Source organism: Blastococcus sp. SYSU DS0669, from assembly GCF_054050895.1.
On the sequence record NZ_JBJHAE010000018.1, the window covers coordinates 1 to 14693 of the forward strand.

Annotated in this window: 17 protein-coding genes and 2 pseudogenes; 13 read left to right on the top strand and 6 right to left on the bottom strand. The window is 74.4% G+C overall.

All coding sequences use genetic code 11. From position 1 onward, the window contains the following. From ACI792_RS16105 to ACI792_RS16120, 4 genes and pseudogenes are all read left to right on the top strand, one after another. Positions 1-329 (top strand): annotated as a pseudogene (locus tag ACI792_RS16105) (CpaF family protein); the annotation flags it as partial. Beyond that, positions 326-1267, top strand: a complete 942-nt coding sequence (locus tag ACI792_RS16110; protein ID WP_456603480.1) for a type II secretion system F family protein — start codon at positions 326-328, stop codon at positions 1265-1267. The pseudogene ACI792_RS16105 and the gene ACI792_RS16110, both read left to right, overlap by 4 nt. Positions 1268-1279: 12 nt before the next feature. Next, positions 1280-2161, top strand: a complete 882-nt coding sequence (locus ACI792_RS16115; RefSeq protein ID WP_456603481.1) for a type II secretion system F family protein — start codon at positions 1280-1282, stop codon at positions 2159-2161. 53 nt (positions 2162-2214) lie between these two features. After that, complete coding sequence (locus tag ACI792_RS16120; protein ID WP_456603482.1) at positions 2215-3351, top strand: OmpA family protein; 1137 nt, start codon at positions 2215-2217, stop codon at positions 3349-3351. Between the two features lie 31 nt (positions 3352-3382). Here the strand turns inward: ACI792_RS16120 and ACI792_RS16125 are convergent, their stop codons facing one another. Further along, positions 3383-3727 (bottom strand): hypothetical protein, encoded by a 345-nt coding sequence (locus tag ACI792_RS16125; protein WP_236825644.1) that lies wholly within the window; start codon positions 3725-3727, stop codon positions 3383-3385. A 174-nt stretch (positions 3728-3901) separates the two neighbouring features. Here ACI792_RS16125 and ACI792_RS16130 point away from each other — a divergent pair, with 174 nt between their 5' ends. From ACI792_RS16130 to ACI792_RS16145, 4 genes are read left to right on the top strand one after another with little or no spacing between them, the layout of a single operon-like run. Further along, the gene (locus ACI792_RS16130) at positions 3902-5035 is read left to right on the top strand and encodes a baeRF2 domain-containing protein (protein WP_456603483.1); all 1134 of its coding nucleotides are present in this window, start codon (positions 3902-3904) and stop codon (positions 5033-5035) included. Between the two features lie 44 nt (positions 5036-5079). Then, positions 5080-5337 (top strand): DUF2795 domain-containing protein, encoded by a 258-nt coding sequence (locus tag ACI792_RS16135; protein WP_456581879.1) that lies wholly within the window; start codon positions 5080-5082, stop codon positions 5335-5337. Position 5338: 1 nt separating this feature from the next. After that, positions 5339-5569: a hypothetical protein gene (locus ACI792_RS16140; RefSeq protein WP_456581878.1), complete on the top strand. Its 231-nt coding sequence runs from the start codon at positions 5339-5341 to the stop codon at positions 5567-5569. A 1-nt stretch (position 5570) separates the two neighbouring features. Next, complete coding sequence (locus ACI792_RS16145) at positions 5571-5954, top strand: acyl-CoA thioesterase (protein ID WP_456603484.1); 384 nt, start codon at positions 5571-5573, stop codon at positions 5952-5954. 7 nt (positions 5955-5961) lie between these two features. Here ACI792_RS16145 and ACI792_RS16150 read toward each other — a convergent pair whose 3' ends face one another. Continuing rightward, positions 5962-6510: a DUF4240 domain-containing protein gene (locus tag ACI792_RS16150; protein ID WP_456581876.1), complete on the bottom strand. Its 549-nt coding sequence runs from the start codon at positions 6508-6510 to the stop codon at positions 5962-5964. A 159-nt stretch (positions 6511-6669) separates the two neighbouring features. Between ACI792_RS16150 and ACI792_RS16155 the strand changes: the two genes are divergently transcribed. After that, positions 6670-7098, top strand: coding sequence for a ChaB family protein (locus ACI792_RS16155; RefSeq protein ID WP_456581875.1), 429 nt, complete (start codon positions 6670-6672; stop codon positions 7096-7098). A gap of 43 nt (positions 7099-7141) precedes the next feature. Here the strand turns inward: ACI792_RS16155 and ACI792_RS16160 are convergent, their stop codons facing one another. Both ACI792_RS16160 and ACI792_RS16165 read right to left on the bottom strand, forming a co-directional pair. After that, a complete protein-coding gene (locus ACI792_RS16160) occupies positions 7142-8440 on the bottom strand; it encodes a M24 family metallopeptidase (RefSeq protein ID WP_456603485.1) in 1299 nt (432 codons plus the stop codon). Between the two features lie 57 nt (positions 8441-8497). Beyond that, positions 8498-9619 (bottom strand): diguanylate cyclase, encoded by a 1122-nt coding sequence (locus tag ACI792_RS16165; RefSeq protein WP_456603486.1) that lies wholly within the window; start codon positions 9617-9619, stop codon positions 8498-8500. Positions 9620-9792: 173 nt separating this feature from the next. On the opposite strand from ACI792_RS16165, the gene ACI792_RS16170 reads away from it, so the two are divergent. The 4 genes and pseudogenes from ACI792_RS16170 to ACI792_RS16185 all read left to right on the top strand — a co-directional run. After that, positions 9793-9987, top strand: a complete 195-nt coding sequence (locus ACI792_RS16170) for a hypothetical protein (RefSeq protein ID WP_456581872.1) — start codon at positions 9793-9795, stop codon at positions 9985-9987. Between the two features lie 60 nt (positions 9988-10047). Further along, on the top strand, positions 10048-10743 hold the full coding sequence (gene npdG / locus ACI792_RS16175) for an NADPH-dependent F420 reductase (RefSeq protein ID WP_456603487.1): 696 nt from the start codon (positions 10048-10050) through the stop codon (positions 10741-10743). Between the two features lie 83 nt (positions 10744-10826). Then, on the top strand, positions 10827-11573 hold the full coding sequence (locus ACI792_RS16180) for a helical backbone metal receptor (protein ID WP_456603488.1): 747 nt from the start codon (positions 10827-10829) through the stop codon (positions 11571-11573). A gap of 39 nt (positions 11574-11612) precedes the next feature. Continuing rightward, a pseudogene (locus ACI792_RS16185) lies at positions 11613-11870 on the top strand (DUF2784 domain-containing protein); the annotation flags it as partial. A gap of 91 nt (positions 11871-11961) precedes the next feature. Here the strand turns inward: ACI792_RS16185 and panB are convergent. Both panB and ACI792_RS16195 read right to left on the bottom strand, forming a co-directional pair. Next, the gene (panB, locus tag ACI792_RS16190; RefSeq protein ID WP_456603489.1) at positions 11962-12792 is read right to left on the bottom strand and encodes a 3-methyl-2-oxobutanoate hydroxymethyltransferase; all 831 of its coding nucleotides are present in this window, start codon (positions 12790-12792) and stop codon (positions 11962-11964) included. Then, positions 12789-14624, bottom strand: coding sequence for an NAD+ synthase (locus tag ACI792_RS16195; RefSeq protein WP_456603490.1), 1836 nt, complete (start codon positions 14622-14624; stop codon positions 12789-12791). Before ACI792_RS16195 ends, panB begins: the two co-directional genes overlap by 4 nt. Positions 14625-14693 lie beyond the last annotated feature (69 nt).

Genomic DNA, 14693 nt, shown 5'->3' on the forward strand with positions numbered 1-14693 from the left:
GGATGGACCTGCCGCTGCGGGCGATCCGGGAGCAGATCGCCTCGGCCGTCGACGTGGTGGTGCAGCTGACCCGGCTGCGGGATGGCACCCGGCGGGTCACCCACGTCACCGAGGTCCAGGGCATGGAGGGGGAGACGGTGACCCTGCAGGACGCGTTCCTGTTCGACTACTCCGCCGGGGTCGACCCGGTCACCGGCCGCTTCCTGGGCAAGCCGGTGCCCACCGGTGTCCGCCCCCGCTTCACCGACCGCTTCACCGACATGGGCATCACCCTCTCCCCCCGCGTCTTCGGAGTCCCCGCGGACCGTCTCTCCGGAGGCTGGCGATGAGCGGTACTGCGGTCCTGGCGCTGGGAGTCCTCGCCGCCACGGCGGCGCTGGTCCTCGGCGTCCTGGCGGTCGTTCCGCCGCAGCAGCGGATTGCCCTCGACCGGCTCGACCCGACCATCGGCCCACCGCCGAGCGCGCTCACGGGTCTCACCCAGCGGGCGCAGGGTGGGATCGAGACCGTGCTCGCGAAGCGTGACGGCGGTTCGGGGCTGGCCCGGGACCTGCAGGCCGCCGGCCTGCGGTTGCGGCCGGCGGACTTCGTGCTGCTGACGCTCTCCGGCCTCGTCGTCGCCGGGGCGCTGGGCCTGCTGCTCGGTGGGCTGGTCCTCGCCGTGCTCCTGGCCGCACTCGCGCCATTGATCGCGAAGGTGCTGCTCAGCGTGCTGGCAGGCCGGCGCCGGGCGGCGTTCGCCGACCAGCTGGACGACTCGCTGCAGCTCATGGCCAGCAGCCTGCGGGCCGGCCACAGCATCCTGCGGGCCGTCGACTCCGTCGCCCAGGAGGGTGCGGCCCCGACGTCGGAGGAGTTCGCCCGGATCATCAACGAGACCCGCGTCGGCCGCGATCTCGGAGTCGCGATCGACGAGGTCGCCGAGCGGATGGGCAGCGAGGACTTCACCTGGGTGGCCCAGGCCATCGCCATCCAGCGCGAGGTCGGCGGCAACCTCGCCGAGGTCCTCGACCGGGTCGGCCACACCATCCGGGAACGCAACGCCATCCGCCGCCAGGTCAAGGCACTCTCCGCCGAGGGCAAGCTCTCCGCGTACGTCCTCATGGCCCTCCCCATCGGGGTGGGGCTCTTCCTGTTCGTGATCAGGCCCGAGTACATGAGCGTCTTCACCGAGAGCCTCATCGGCTACGCGATGCTCGCCGCCGTCGCCGTGCTGCTCACGGCGGGTGGCTTCTGGCTGCGCAAGACCGTCCGCATCACCTTCTGAGGGGGGCACGACATGGTTCTCGTCTCCGGTGCCGCCTTCCTGGTGGTGTCCGCATTCTTGCTGCTGGGCTGGGCGCTGGTCGCCCGGCCCGACGCCGCGGCGGCGACCACCCGCGCGAACCTGGTGCGCGGGCTGGATGTGACGACCCGCAGGCCGGGCGCCGGTGCCCGGCCCGGGTCGTCCTCCCTCGTCGCCGCGCTCACCCCGCGCGGCACGGCCGCGCGCCTGCAGCGGCTGATCGCGGGCGCCGGCTACCCGAAGGAGTGGCCGCTGCCCCGGCTGGTGGCCGCCAAGCTGGTGCTGGCCGCCGTGGCCGGTGGTGTCGGGTTCCTCCTGCTGGCCGACGGGCTCAGCTTCCTCCGCGTGCTGCTGCTCGTGGCCATGGCCGGGATCTCCTACTTCGTGCCGGAGTTGCTGCTCTACAGCCGGGGCCAGGAGCGCCAGCAGGAGATCCAGCTCCAGCTCGCGGACACCCTCGACCAGATGACCATCGCGGTGGAGGCGGGCCTCGGCTTCGAGTCGGCGATGGACCGGGCCGGCAAGAACGGCAAGGGAGCGCTGGCCGAGGAGCTGACCCGCACGCTGCAGGACATCGCCGTCGGCCAGCCGCGCCGCGACGCCTACCTGGCCCTGGCCGAGCGCACCAACGTGCAGGACCTGCGCCGGTTCGTCAGCGCGATCATCCAGGCCGACCAGTACGGCGTCTCCATCGCCGACGTGCTGCGCACCCAGGCCGGGGAGATGCGGCTCAAGCGCCGCCAGCGCGCCGAGGAGAAGGCGATGCAGATCCCGGTGAAGGTCATCTTCCCGCTGATCCTGTTCATCCTGCCGACGCTCTTCATCATCGTGCTCGGCCCGGCCGTCATCGACATCATCGGCGCGTTCGGCGACTGAACCACGTCGCCGATCACCCGTCGTCGCGTTTGGCGCTGATCCCGAGGAGAACCATGTCCATGCAGTCCGTCCGGCGGCGCCTGCCGGCCGTCGCCGGCTCGCTCGCCGTGGCCTGGACCCTCATCGGGTGCACCGCCACCCCACCGGCCGACCCCAGCGGCGGGCTCGCCGTCGTGGTCGGTGCCCACAGCAACATGCCGCCGGCGGCGGCGGTGGACGGCGTTGCGGAGCAGGTCCTCACCAACGCCGTCCGCACCCGCGCCGAGATGTCCGTGGTGGTCGCCGACGGCGCCCCGTTCGTCGTGGAGGACGCCCGGTCGACGGGTGCCGACCGCGAGTCGCTCGACCAGCACCTGACCTCGGCGGCAGCCAGGACGCCGGAGACCGACCTGCTGGCCGCGCTCGGTCTCGCCGCCGCCGAGATCTCCGCGGCGGACGGCCGGCGCACGGTCCTGGTCGTCGACTCCGGGCTGTCCACCACCGGGGCCCTGGACTTCCGGCAGCGCGGCCTGCTCGACGCCGACCCGGCCGACGTGGTGGCGAGCCTCCAGGCGGCCGGCGCTCTCCCGGACCTCAGCGGCGTGCACGTCGTCTTCCAGGGCCTCGGTGACACCGCCGCCCCGCAGCCGCCGCTGGGTGAGGCGGTCCGCCGCCAGCTCGCGGACCTCTGGACCGCCGTCGCCCTGGCGGCCGGGGCGCTGGACGTCACCGTCGAGCGAACCCCGCTCGAGGGCGAGCCCGTCGCGGGCCTGCCGCCGGTGAGCTTGATCGGCCCCGGCGGGGGAGTGACATGCACGCAGAACACCGTCGTCCTCGACGGCGGGGCGGTCGCCTTCCAGGCCGACACTGCGGCGTTCCAGGACGCCGCCGCCGCGGCGGCGAAGCTGCAGCCGGTCGCTGACCGAATGCGCGCTGCCGGCGTCACCGCGACGCTGACCGGGACGACCGCCGATGTCGGGGACGACGACGGGCAGCGGCGGCTGAGCCAGCAGCGCGCGCAGGCCGTCGCCGATCTGCTCGGTGACCTCGGGGTGCCGGCCGAGCGCATGACCGTCCTCGGTCTCGGCAGCGACTTCCCCGGCTACGTCCAGGACCGGGACGGGAACGGCACGCTGCTCCCGGCGGCGGCCGCGCAGAACCGGAGAGTGACCATCGAGCTCGTCGGTGCGGGGCCGGCGGTCTGCGCGTAGACCGCCGGCCCCGCACCGGACAGGTCGAGGGTCAGCCGGTGGAGCGGGGCTGAGCGGGGTTGGTCGGGTCGCCCTGCGACGGCGGGTTCATGGCCGGGCCGGTCGTCGCCTCGGAGACCTTCGAGCCCCCCGCGGCGTGCGACGGGTCGTCGGCGGCCGGCGCGGCCGGGTCACCGCCGGAGGGCTGGGCGCCCTCGCGGAGCGACTGCAGGCGGTTCTCCATGATCGTGACCACCTGGACGCGGTCGGCGTGGGCGCGTTCGTACTCGAGCAGGGTCTCCAGACCCTGGGCGTCCAGCGTCCGGATCCGCGAGGCCAGGCCCTCCACGGGCAGGTGGTCGTAGTCGGGCAGGGGCAGCTGGTCGTGCTCGGTCATGCCTCGTCCTCTCTGCGGTTCCGTGTCGCGGGACCGCCTACCCCCGCCCTCCGAAATCGACACCGGGTGTGAGGGGCCGGTCGGTGGGTAGGCGGCGACGGCGGGAGCCGCGGCTCCGAGAGCCGGCCCCGCCCACCGAACACCCCCGATCGACCGAGGAGTTGTCCCCCCGACATGGACGTGTCCTTCCTGGAGCCGGTGTTCGCCGCCGCTGGTCCCTACGCCACGGTCTGCGCCGACGTCACGCACACGACCGAGAACGCCGACACCGAGCTGGACCTGCGCGTGCGGGCGCTGACCGAGCAGCTGACCGAGCAGGGCGCCCCCGAGGTGGTGACCGAGGCCGTGCGCGCCCGGCTGCTCGAGGGCAACGAGGGCGGCCAGGCCGGCACGCTTAAGGGGCGCGCCGTCGTCGTCGCGTCGGACGGGTCCGTCGTGCTCGACGAGGTGCTGGCCGACAGCCCCGCCCGGGAGACCGCCCAGTGGTCGGCGCACCCCGATCTGCTCCCGGTGCTGCGCCAGCTCGCCGGCCGCGTGCCGCACATCGTCGTCGTCGCCGATCGGGTGGGCGCCGATCTCACCGTCGCCGGGCTCTCCGGCCGGCCGGACGAGGAGCGGCAGGTGGAGGGTGACACCTTCCACATGCGCAAGGTGAAGGTCGGCGGCTGGGCGCACAACACCTACATGCACACCGCCGAGAACCAGTGGGAGGAGAACGCCGGCCGGGTCGCCGACGAGATCGACTCGTTCGTCCGGCGACTGCCGATCCGGTTCATCCTGCTCGCCGGTGACGTGCGCGCCCGCCAGATCCTGAGCGACAAGGCGCATGCGGCGTGGTCGGACCTCGTCGTGTCCATGGACGAGGGGGGTCGCGCCGCCGGCGCCGACCGCGAGCCCGTCCAGCGCCGCGCCGCCGAGCTGATCGCCGAGCACGAGGCCCGCGACATCGCCGACGCCGTCGACAAGGTGCAGGCCGCGGGCGCCCACGGGCTGGCCGTCACCGGTACCGACGCGGTCGTCGAGGCGCTGCGCAAGGGCCAGGTCGAGACCCTCCTCCTCACCGACGAGCAGGACGCCGACGCCACCCTGCTGGTCGGCGGCGGCCCGCTGGAGCTCGGTGTCAAGCAGCAGGACATGGACGCCCTGGGCGTGCACGGCGAGGTCGCACCGGCCGGCGCCGCCCTGGTCGAGGCCGCGGTGGCCAGCGCCGCCGGCGTGCTCGCCGTCCCGCGGGCGGCGCTGCCCGACGACGAGCCGGTGGCCGCGATCCTGCGCTACACCGACGCCTCCACCGACGCCGGCAACTGACCCCGGCACCCCGACATTCCACCGCCACGACGAAGGAGATCCCCGTGACCGACCCCCACCAGGCCGCCACCGCGCCCGGCACCGACCAGCGCGACATCGAGCACCGTGCCGCGCTCGCCGAGGCCCTCGGCAAGGAGGTGTGGCCCGCCGACCGCGACCAGTTGATCGCCAAGGCGCAGGAAGGCAACCCCACCGACCGGGTGCTGTCGGACCTGCGGCGGCTGCCCGCCGGGCAGCGGTTCGAGAACGTCCAGGAGGTCGCCCGCGCCCTGGGGATCGGCACCGAGCAGCAGCGGTTCTGACGTGACCACGCAGAAGAAGCCGAGCCCGGAGGCACTGGACAACGTCACCGAGGACAACGTCGGGACGCGGTCGCAGCTGCTGCCGGAGGAGGAGGCGTTGCGGGGCAGCGGCATGGAGGAGGTCGCGGCCGAGGTCATCCTCGCCGAGTCGGAGGAGCGGACGGTCCACCCCGACCCGGACGATGCGCAGGGGGCGCACCGGCAGTCCGCCGAGACCGCGGACCTGCCCTGACGTGCGGCACGAGCACCCGGTCCGGCTGCGCTGGTCGGACCCCGACATGCTGGGCCACGTCAACCACGCCCGTGCGCTGAGCCTCCTCGAGGACGCGCGGCTGGCGCTGGGCGGCGACCACACCGGTGGCGGGCTGATCCTCGCCCGCCTCGAGGTCGACTACCTGCGCCAGCTCTACTACCGCGTCGGCGAGGAGCTCTGCGTGCGGAGCTGGGTGACCCGGTTGGGCACGAAGTCCTTCACCCTCCGGCAGGAGCTGGAGCAGGACGGCCGGGTCGCGATCCGTGCGGACTGCGTCCTGGTGGTGTTCGACTTCGCGGCCAACGCCAGCCGGGCGATGACCGACGCCGAGCGGGCGCACTGGACGCGGTACCTGGACGGCTAGACCCCGGCTAGACCTGGCCGTAGGCCGCCCAGAGCCGGGGGAACCGGGCGGCGAACCACTCGTCGTCGTCCTCCGGGAACGGTTCGCCCGCGGGCTTGCCGAACTGGTCGTCGACCTCGTCGGGGCCCGGGTCCAGGTCCTCCTCGGCGAAGCCGCGGTCGTCCAGCACCTCCAGCGGGGCGTAGGCCCACTCCTCGGCGCAGCCGAAGTCGTCCTCGTCCTCGTCCCACTCGAGGTCGGCCACGGCGTCCGGGTCGGCGAGCACCCGCTCGTAGGCGTCCCGCCCCAGGCTGATCAGCCAGTTCCGGAAGTCGAGGAAGGCGTCGTCGCTCGCGCCGCCGAGCGCCAGGTACGCGGCGGCCCACAGGTCCCAGCGGTTCGCCCGGGCGCGGGCGGTCATCAGCTGGCGGTAGAAGCCGAGGACGTCGTCGTCGGAGAGCTCCTCGAGGGCGGCCGTGAGGGTGGCGACGTGCTCGGCGACCACCGAGCCACGCGCCGTCTCGGCGGCCTCCGCGCGGGTGTCCTCGACCAGCGTCCAGAAGGTGCTCTCGTCCACGGGCGGAACCTACCGGCGCAGGAGGGCCGCGTGGAGCTCGCCGAGCCCGCTTGACGGGCCGGTTCGCGGATCCGCTGGTGAGCGGCTCGTGACGGCTCGACGGATGTGATCGTCCGCGGCGCCCGGGGTAGGGCCTGGCGGACACGAGAGGAGAGAGCGATGCCGAAGACGACGAAGAAGGGCGACGCCAAGCAGTCCGAGCTGCCGAGCACCCTGCAGCGCTCGCCGAAGAAGGCACAGCGCACCTACGCCAAGGCCTACGACTCCGCGGTGGACGAGTACGACGACGAGGAGCGGGCCGCCCGGACGGCGTGGGCCGCGGTCAAGCACTCGTTCGAGAAGGTCGGGGACCGCTGGCAGAAGAAGGAGGGCGGCAAGAAGGGACCCTCCGACGCCCAGGCCGCCGGTGGTCGCGACACCGACCGGAAGACCAAGGGGGGCGTGGACGCCAACGCCTCGAAGAGCCACCTGTACGACCTGGCGAAGAAGCTCGACATCTCCGGCCGGTCGAAGATGAAGAAGAAGCAGCTCGTCGACGCCATCCAGAAGGCCAATGACAAGCGGACGGCGAAGTCGCGCCAGAAATGACCGCCCGGCTCTCGCCGCTCCCGTCCGCGGGGGCGGCGGGGTGTCAGCCGATCAGGACGAACGCGGTCTGCCGCCCGTCGAGGTACTCGACGCCGTCGGCGGTGAGGGCCACGCCTTCCTCGAGCCCCAGCCGGACGCACTGGCCGCCCCACTCCGGCACCGGCCGGCGCACCGCGAGCTCGAGCGCGTAGGCCGTGTCGGGGCGCACCGGGTAGTCCCCGGCCCCCGGCACGCCGTGCTGCTGGTCCCACTGGCCGATGGCCGGGCCGGCGCCGTGCCCGTGGTAGCCGATGGGGTGGGAGTAGACGTCGCCGTCGATGCCCTCGTCCGCCGCGGCGGCGCGGGCGGCGGCCAGCACCTCGTTGCCGGTGCGGCCCGGCAGGAGCGCGGCCGCGGTGAGCTCCTGCAGCCGGTTGGCCGCCCGCAGCGCGGCGCGCAGCCCGGCGGGAGCGTCGGTCTCGCCCGGCCGCAGGACGTAGGCGTTGCGCTGGGTGTCGGTGCGCAGGCCCAGGCAGCTCAGCCCGACGTCGCAGTGCACCAGGTCGCCGGGCAGCACCGCCGCGTCGCGGGGGACGGCGGGCAGCAGCGTGCCCTCGTCCTCCGCGAGCGGCACCCCGGCGCGCTGCAGCAGCACCGAGGGCTGGAACCACGGCTCCACCCCGAGGTCGTGGAAGCGCTGCCGCAGCCACCAGGCCAGGTCCAGGGCGGTCGTCTCGCCCGCCCGCACGACGGCGGGTGAGAAGGCCTCGGCGATCACCTGGTGCACCAGGCGGTTCATCCCGCGCAGCGCCTCGATCTCCTCGGGCAGGCGGGTCTCCAGCCAGCTCACCGCCAGCCGCTCCGCGGAGACCAGCCGGTCGGCGTACGGGCCCAGCGCCTCGCTGAGCAGCCGGTGCTCGGAGTGGGAGAGACCGTCGGCGAGGGCGAAGTGCTCGGAGACGTCGATGCCGATCCGTCGCGGATCGGCCTGCTCCACGAAGCGGCGGACCTCCGCCCACTGGTCGCGCCCGGCGGGCTCGCGGGTCTCGGCGGTCCAGGCGGGGAGGAACTGGCCGACCGGGTAGCGGGAGACCGCCGCGGGGGTCACGCCGTCGTCGCTGCGGTGCAGCAGCAGGATCGTGCGCCGCCGGGCGGAGAGCCAGGACGCCGGGAGCAGCGTGGCGAGCACCGGGTCCTCGTTGTACTCGCGGCCGGCCACGATCCACAGGTCGATGCCCGCCTGGTCCATCAGCCCCGGCAGGACGTCGAGCAGCCGCTGGGTCAGCCACCGGTCGCGGACGTCGGCCTGCTCGCGCAGCGGCGGCGGCAGCGTGCGCGTCGGGGCGGGCGCGGCCTGCGGCATGCCCCTAGGGAAGCAGAGAACCGCGGAATCCACCGGTCGAGGAACGCACCCGGGCGGCTAGGTGCTGGTCTCCTCGGCGCGCGGGCTGCGGGCGCGGGGGACGCCCGCGGTGGCCACCCGGTCCCGGCCCTCGCGCTTGGCCCGGTACATGGCGGCGTCGGCCTCGTCGACCAGCCGCCACAGCGCCGCCACCGCGTCCTCGCCGTCGAGCGGCCGGGTGACGGCAAGACCCACGGAGGCGGTGACGCCGTGCCCACCGGCGCCGTGGCCCCGGGCGACCGCCGACCGCAGCCGCTCGGCCAGCCGGCCGGCCTCGGTCGCGTCGCTCACCGAGCCCACCACCACCAGTTCCTCGCCACCGATGCGCGCCAGCACGTCGGCGGGGCGGACGGCGGCCGCGAGCGAGGTCGCCACGGCGCTGAGGACGGCGTCGCCGACCGCGTGCCCGAACTCGTCGTTGAGCCGCTTGAAGTGGTCGAGGTCGAGCACCATGGCGCACACCCGGGTGCCGTCCCGCCGCGCCTGCCGCCAGAGCCGCTCGGCCTGCTCGACGAGGTAGCGGCGGTTGTGCAACCCGGTGAGGGGGTCGATCCGGGTCAGCGTCTCGGTCGCCGCCAGGAGACGCTGCACCCGCCGGCGCAGCAGGAAGACCGATGTCGCCGCGCCGTTCAGCGTGCAGGCGTTGACCCCCACCTGGACGCCGAGTGCCATGGCGCCGTCGTAGCTCGGCCAGAGGGCGGCCAGGCAGACGGCGGTCGTCACCGCCATGTGCACGGTGAGCGCCCGCGCCTCCAGGAACCAGGCGGCCGCGAGCGCGGGGAAGAGCAGCATGAGCGGCGTGGCGTAGCGCAGCGGGTCCTCGATGCAGAGCACCACCACGAGGTAGATCAGGTCGCCGAGCAGCACCAGGGCGAGGGTGTACCCGGGCCCCAGCCGGCCGCGGATGCCCAGCGCGACGGCGAGGGTCAGCAGCAGGAGCATGGTGCCGGCGTAGGCCCACCGGGCGGCGCCCTCCCGCAGCACGCCGTCCACGACGAGGTTGATCGATCCCATGACGGCGCCGGTGGCCAGCAGCACGGCGACGGTCAGGGCGGCGACGCGGTGCTCGGAACCGTGCGGGGTCGCCGGCTCCGGGGTGACGGTGGCCTGGTCAGAGGCGCGCACGTCCCGGCCGGTCACCGGTGCAGGATGCCGCACGGACCGGCGTTCCGACACCCCCCGTTCCCTCACCGTCACCCTCCGGCGCCCTTCCGGGTGAGGTCGGAGGCGTCGCGCCGGCGCCACCGCCGTCCGAGCGGGCCCGCGCGACCGGTGGAAGGCTGGGGACGTCCGACGAGCGAAGGAGGTCGCGCATGAGCGAGGGGCCCTGGTTCTTCTGCCTCAGGCACCACACCGTCGAGCCGCGCGAGGGCTGCGCCGAGCGGCACCGGCTCGGCCCGTACGAGACCCGCGAGGAGGCCGAGCACGCGCTGGCCTCCATCGCCGAGCGCAACGAGGAGCTGGACGCCGAGGACCGCGAGTGGCGGGGCGACCCCCCGCCGTCCTGACCGGGCGGGGCATGATCGGTCCGAGCAGCCGGGCTGTCCGGCGCCGCGGGAGGGGTGGACGTGACGGACGGTCGCGCGGTCGAGGAACTGGTCGTGGGTGTGCTGGGCGGCACCGGTCCGCAGGGGCGCGGGCTGGCCGTGCGGCTGGCCGCCCAGGGGCAGCGGGTGCTGCTGGGCTCCCGCGACGCCGAGCGCGCCGCCGAGGTGGCCGCCGAGGTCGCCGAGCGCGCCGCGACGGTGGCCGGCGGCGTCGAGGTGTCGGTCACCGGCGGCTCGAACGTCGACGTCGCGGGCGCGGCGGACCTGGTCATCGTCGCCGTCCCCTTCGCGGGGCACGGCGACACGCTCCGCGACCTCGCCACCCCGCTGGCCGGCAAGATCGTCGTCGACTGCGTCGTGCCCATGGGCTTCGACGAGCTCGGCGCGTACGTGCTCGACGTCGAGGAGGGCAGCGCCGCCCAGCAGGCCGCCGCGCTGCTGCCCGACTCGCACGTCGTCGGCGCCTTCCACCACCTGTCGGCCAAGCTCCTCGAGGACCTCTCCCAGCCGACCATCGACGGCGACGTGATGGTCGTCGGGGACGACCGGGCGGCGATGGACACGGTGCAGGCCCTCGCGGGGCGGCTGCCGGGGATGCGCGGCATCTACGCCGGGCGGCTCCGCAACGCCCGCCAGGTCGAGGCGCTGACCATCAACCTCGTGTCGGTCAACCGCCGGTACAAGGTGCACGCGGGCGTCCGGATCACCGACGTCTGATGAAGGACCCCCTGCCCCCCACCGCTCGCACGCGCGCGGCGGGGCCCTGCAGGGGGCCGCTCCGGCACCTCACCGGCGGCGGCATGTGGGACGACCAGCGGCGGCTCTACGCGGGGCCGCCGCCGCGGCGGGTGGTCTCGCTGGTGCCGTCGTTGACCGAGGCGATCGCCGCCACCGACGTCGGCCTGCTGGTCGGGGCGACCGACTGGTGCAGCCACCCGGCAGGGCTCGACGTCCCGCGGGTCGGCGGCACCAAGTGGCCGGACGTGGGCCGGGTGCTCGACCTGGCGCCGGACCTGGTGGTCGCCAATGCCGAGGAGAACCGGGACCCCGACGTCGCGGCGCTCCGGTCTGCGGGCGTGCCGGTGTGGGTCACGGCGCCGGCCACCGTCGACCAGGCGCTGGACTCGCTGACCCGGCTCTGCGCCGTGCTGGACCGCCCCGACCCCGGCTGGCTGGCCGCGGCGCGGGCGGCGTGGACCGCGCCGGCGCGGCTGCCGGACGTGCCGGCGGTCGTCCCGATCTGGCGTCGTCCCTGGATGGTGCTGGGCCGTGACACCTTCGCCGGCGACGTGCTGGCCCGGCTCGGCGTCCGCAACGTGCTCGCGGAGCACGCCGACCGGTACCCGAAGCTCCGCCCGGACGAGCCCGCGACGGTGCCGGCGGAGCTCGTCGTGCTCCCCGACGAGCCCTACGCGTTCACGCCCGAGGACGGCCCGGAGGCGTGGCCGCAGGCCCGGCCGGTGTTCGTCAGCGGGCGGCACCTCACCTGGTACGGCCCCTCGCTGGCCGAGGCGCCGGCGGTGCTGCTGGCCCAGCTCGCCGGCTGACCGGCGCCCGAGCTCCGCCCCGGGTGGCACAGTGGAGGAGTGCTGCTCGCGAACGCGGTGGCGCTCGTGCACGCCGCCGCCGTCCTGTTCATGCTGGTCGGCGCCCTGCTCGCCCTCCGGTGGCCCCGGCTCGTGCTGCTGCACGCCCCCGTCGCACTGGTGATCCTCGTCGTCAACCTGGCCGGCGCCGACTGCCCGCTCACCGACCTCGAGCTGTGGCTGCGCGAGCGGGCCGGCGCACCGGGATACGAGGGCGGCTTCCTGGGGCACTACGTCTTCGACCCGCTGGGCCTGGACGTCGACGCGACCGGCACGCAGGCCGGCACCTACGCCACCGCGCTCGGCCTCAACGGGCTCGGCTACGGGTTGCTGGCGCTCCGGTACGCCCTCAGTCGAACGAGTGCTCCGGCCCCGGGAAGACCCCTCCGCGGACGTCGTCGGCGTACTCCCTCGCCGCCCGCAGCAGCTCGCCTCGCAGGTCCGCGTACTTCTTCACGAACTTCGGCACCCGGCCGCCGTTGAGCCCCGCCATGTCCGGCCACACCAGCACCTGCGCGTCGCAGTCCACGCCGGCGCCGATGCCGATCGTCGGGATGGAGAGCTCCTTGGTCACCTGCGCGGCGACGGCGGCCGGCACCATCTCCAGGACGACGGCGAAGGCGCCGGCCTCCTGCACGGCGTGCGCGTCGGCCAGCAGCTGCTCGGCCCCGGCACCCCGGCCCTGCACCCGGAACCCGCCGAGCGCGTGCTCGCTCTGCGGCGTGAAGCCGACGTGCGCCATGACCGGGATGCCGGCGTCGTGGAGCAGCCTGATCTGCGGCCCCACCCGCAGCCCGCCCTCGAGCTTGACCGCCTGGGCGCCGCCCTCCTTCATCATGCGGACGGCGGTCTCGAAGGCCTGCTGCGGCCCCGACTCGTAGGACCCGAAGGGCAGGTCGGCCACGATGAGCGCCCGCTTGGTGGAGCGGGTGACCGCCTTGGTCATCAGCAGGATGTCCTCGACGGTCACCGGCACGGTGCTGGTGTGCCCGAGGACGACGTTGCCGGACGAGTCGCCGACCAGCATCACCGGGATGCCGGCCTCCTCGAAGATGGCCGCGCTGTACGTGTCGTAGGCGGTGAGCATCGCCCACTTCTCGCCGCGCTCCTTGGCCTGCTGCAGGTGGTGGATGCGCACCCGCGCCGTCGACTGCCCGCCGTACAGGACCGACTCGCTCATGCCTGTGCTCCTTCTCGCACGGTGGGCACGGTCTCCCGCCACCGGTTGGTGACGGGCAGCCGCCGGTCGCGACCGAACGCCTTGAGGCTGATCTTGGTGCCGGGCGCCGACTGGCGGCGCTTGAACTCGGCGCTGTCCACCAGTCGGAGGACCCGCGCCACCACCTCCGGGTCGTGGCCGCGCTCGAGCAGCTGGGCCATGCCGAGGTCGCGGTCGACGTAGTCGGCGATCACCGCGTCCAGCTCCTCGTAGGAGGGCAGCGAGTCGCTGTCGACCTGCCCGGGCGCGAGCTCGGCCGACGGCGGCTTGTCGATGGAGTTCCATGGGATCGGCTCGGTCTCGCCGCGCCCGGCGGCGTGCGCGTTGCGCCAGCGGGCCAGCTCCCACACCAGCGTCTTGGGCACGTCCTTGATGGGGGCGAAGCCGCCGGCGGAGTCGCCGTAGAGCGTGGAGTAGCCGACGGCGACCTCGCTCTTGTTGCCCGTCGTCAGCAGCAGGTGCCCGTGCTGGTTGGACAGCGCCATGAGCAGCGTGCCGCGCACCCGCGCCTGCAGGTTCTCCGCCGCCACGCCGGAGAGCTCCACCGAGGCCTCGAACGCGTCGACCATCGGCGCGATCGGCACGACCGAGTAGTGCAGGCCGGTGCGGCGGGCGAGGTCCTCGGCGTCGGCCAGCGAGTGCTCGCTGGACCACTTCGACGGCAGCCCGACCCCGTGCACCCGGTCGGCGCCGAGGGCGTCGACGGCGAGGGCCGCGCAGACCGCGGAGTCGATGCCCCCGGAGAGGCCCAGGACGACCGACGGCATGCCGTTCTTGTCGATGAAGTCCCGCAGGCCGAGGACCAGGGCCCGCCAGACCTCCTCGCAGTCGCCGAGCGGCTCGGCCACGGTCGCCGGCCGCGCCTCGTACGCCGGCACCGGGGCCTCCGACAGCACGTGCCGGGTGACGGTCATCGGCCCGATCCGGCCCTCGCGCCGCTGCGGCACCGCGGCGGGGTCCAGCGCGAGGTCGACGGTGAGCAGGTGCTCGACGAACTGCGGCGCGCGGGCCAGCAGCTCGCCGGTGGGGGAGACGGCCATCGAGTCGCCGTCGAACACGAGCTCGTCCTGCCCGCCGACCTGGTTGCAGTACAGGATCGCGGCCCGCGCCTCGGCGGCCCGGCGGCGCACCAGCGGCAGCCGCAGGTCGTCCTTGGCCCGCTCGTAGGGAGAGGCGTTGGGCGAGACCACCAGGTCGACCCCGGCCTGCCCGGCGACCCCGCACGGTCCGCCCTCGACCCAGAGGTCCTCGCAGACGGTGAGCGCGACGTCGACCCCGTGCAGCCGCACCACCGGCAGCTCGGTGCCGGGCACGAAGTACCGCGCCTCGTCGAAGACCCCGTAGTTGGGCAGGTGGCGCTTGTAGTAGCGGACGACGACCTCGCCGCCGTGCAGCAGGGCTGCGGCGTTGCGCGGCGCGCCCCGGCGGGGGTTGGCGTCGCTGGGCCGGTGGTCGTCGGTCGGTGGCTCGTCGACCGGGGCGGGGCCGCTGCCCTCGGTGTGCGCCAGGTACCCGACGACGACGGCGAGGTCCCCGAGCCCGTCGGCCGCCAGCCGGGCGGCGAGGTCGACCAGCGCCTGCTCGCTGGCGCGGGCGAACGACTCCCGCAGCACCAGGTCCTCCGGCGGGTAGCCGGTCAGCGTCATCTCGGGGAAGACGACGAGGTGGGCGCCGGACCCGGCGGCCTCCGCCGCCCAGCGCACCACCAGGTCGCTGTTGCCCGCGAGGTCGCCGACCCGCGTGTCGACCTGGGCCAGGGACACCCGCATCTGCACCGGCTGCTGATCGCTCACGGCCCCATCCTCGTCTCGCCCCCGCCCGGGGTGCGAGGGGGGCCGGTGGTCACGGTCGCCAGAAGGCGA